Source organism: Trichlorobacter sp., assembly GCF_030247655.1.
Taxonomy (GTDB): domain Bacteria; phylum Desulfobacterota; class Desulfuromonadia; order Geobacterales; family Pseudopelobacteraceae; genus Trichlorobacter.
Genome location: NZ_JAOTRZ010000321.1, coordinates 1 through 2,289, shown reverse-complemented (window position 1 = coordinate 2,289; position 2,289 = coordinate 1). Strand labels below are relative to the sequence as shown.

General features: G+C 47.4%; 2 protein-coding genes. Both read left to right on the top strand.

From position 1 onward, the window contains the following. On the top strand, positions 1–192 hold a 192-nt coding region (locus OEL57_RS16240; RefSeq protein WP_300741923.1), incomplete at its 5' end, for a hypothetical protein. A gap of 48 nt (positions 193–240) precedes the next feature. Next, a partial coding sequence (gene dnaE, locus OEL57_RS16235) for a DNA polymerase III subunit alpha (RefSeq protein ID WP_300741922.1) occupies positions 241–2,289 on the top strand: 2,049 nt, incomplete at its 3' end.

Sequence of the window (2,289 nt, the reverse complement as noted above, 5' to 3'; positions counted from 1 at the left end):
AAATCAGAGAGTAGTGCCTGGGATGAGCAGGTAAGACGCCTGGAGCAGCTCACCCCTGGCGATTTTGCCGTGGCTGCCCGGCAGTTTGAGCTGTGGGATGAGGCAGCCACAGCTGGCCGGCTGCATGAAATTCTCAGCAAGGAGTGCGAGACAAAGGGGGCAAGCCCGAGGAAGATAGGGTTTGGAAACTAACTCGAGCTGTACGGATAATTTTTTATTAAATCGGTGAAGGGATCGTACATGAGTACATCATCATTTGTTCACCTGCATGTCCATACTGAATATTCTCTTCTTGATAGCACTATCCGCATACGTGAGCTGGTTGCCAAAGCTGTGGAGTACAAAATGCCTGCTGTCGCCATAACCGACACCGATAACATGTCCGGCGCCATAGATTTTTACGTGAGATGTCGTAAAGCAGGAATAAAACCGATTATCGGTGCGGAGGTCAGTATCACTTCCGTACTTTGGGGAGATAAGGCTGTCAATCATGTTTACAAGCTGGTGCTGCTTTGCATGAATACGACCGGCTACCGAAATCTGTGTCGGATTGTCTCCGCAGCTACAGAAAAAGGTTTGTCAACCATTACCCCTGTGTCGCCTGCTTTTCTTTCAGCCCATAGTGATGGGTTGATCTGTCTGTCCGGTGGGAAGAGCGGAGAGCTGGCGAAGTTGTGCGGGCAGGGCAGCGAGGATGCCGTCAGTGTAGCTGCCTGGTATAGAAAACAGTTCCAGGGACGATTCTACATTGAGTTGTTTCCTGAACCAACAAGAGATTTGGCAAACCTGAGCTCCATTGCTCGCGAGTTGGATATTCCTCTGGTGGTCGCTGCCGACAGTCATTGTCTTGCACCTGAAGATGTGCCTCTCTATGAGGTGCTGCAATGCATGAAGAGAGGCATTACCCTTGAAGAACTTGGGGAACGATCCTCAGTAGAGCCTTGTCTCTATCCTTCTGAGGTGATGTGGAGGATGTTCGGGGATTGTCCCGAAACAATTTTCAATACTCTCACCATTGTTGATCGCTGTAACCTGGAACTGCAGATGGATGGACCTCATCTGCCGCGTTATGAATCGTTGGACGGCCGAAGCTCACATGAGGTCCTTTTGCAGAGGGCCAGCGATGGTTTGCAGAGCAAAATGCCAATCATTAGAACGCAGAATCCTGCAATAACGCAGGGTCTGGAGATGAGTTATTCGGAACGCCTCCAACATGAACTGGAAAGTATTTCTGCAAAGGGCCTGTCAGATTATTTTCTTGTCGTGGCGGAGTATGTCAACTGGGCAAAGGACAATGGTATTCCGGTCGGTCCGGGGCGTGGTGCGGTAGGTGGTTCGCTTGTCGCCTATGCTCTTGGCATAACAGCCATTGACCCAATACAAAACAGCCTGATCTTCGAGCGCTTTCTTAACCCGTTAAAGCAAGGCATGTTCCCTGATATTTATCTCGATTTCTGCGCCGAACGTAGAAAAGATGTGGTTGACTACATCGTTCGAAGGTTCAGCCGCGAAAAGGTTTGTCATCCCAGCTTATTTGAATGCTTCGATGACCAAGGCATATTTTATGAAGTTGGATCAATCATAGGTATGGCTGAAGATGAAATTAATCGTGTGCTTGTGTTAATACCAGAATACAATTTCTGGGAACAAATAAGTAGCACGATAGCAAGAGATCCGCATCCAAGAATAAGGATTACGTGTCCTTATCATCTAGCAAAAAAAGATAAAAAAGTTGCTTCACTCTTAAACATCTCGTTACGCCTTCACAGACTAATAAGGCGACAGCATGTTCATGCCGCATGTATCATAATTGCACCGGATGATCTACTTTCTTGGATGCCTATAGCAGACCTTCCTGGACAAAACCTGCCACAATCGCATCTCGAGTTTCGAAATGTCGAGAGACTTGGCCTGATCAATTTTTATTTGTTTGGCCTCAAAAATCTGTCTCTCAATGATGCCATTGTGAAGCTGGTCCAGGCAACCAAAGACCCAAACTTAAGTCTTGAACTTTTGCCACTTGACGATCATGCAACATACAGAATGTTTGCTTCTGGAGAGACAAATTATGTGTTCCAATTTGGATCCAGCGGGATTCAGGAGTTACTGAAAAGGCTTCAACCATCGTGTTTTGAAGATGTCGTTGCTGCCAGGGCAATCTACCGTCCCGGTCCTCTCGAAAATGGGATGGTAGACACCCTGATTGACTGCAAACACGGAAGGAAGCCAGTCGCCTATATCCTCCCAGAACTGGAACCAATTCTTGAGAATACTTATGGCGTTCTGATC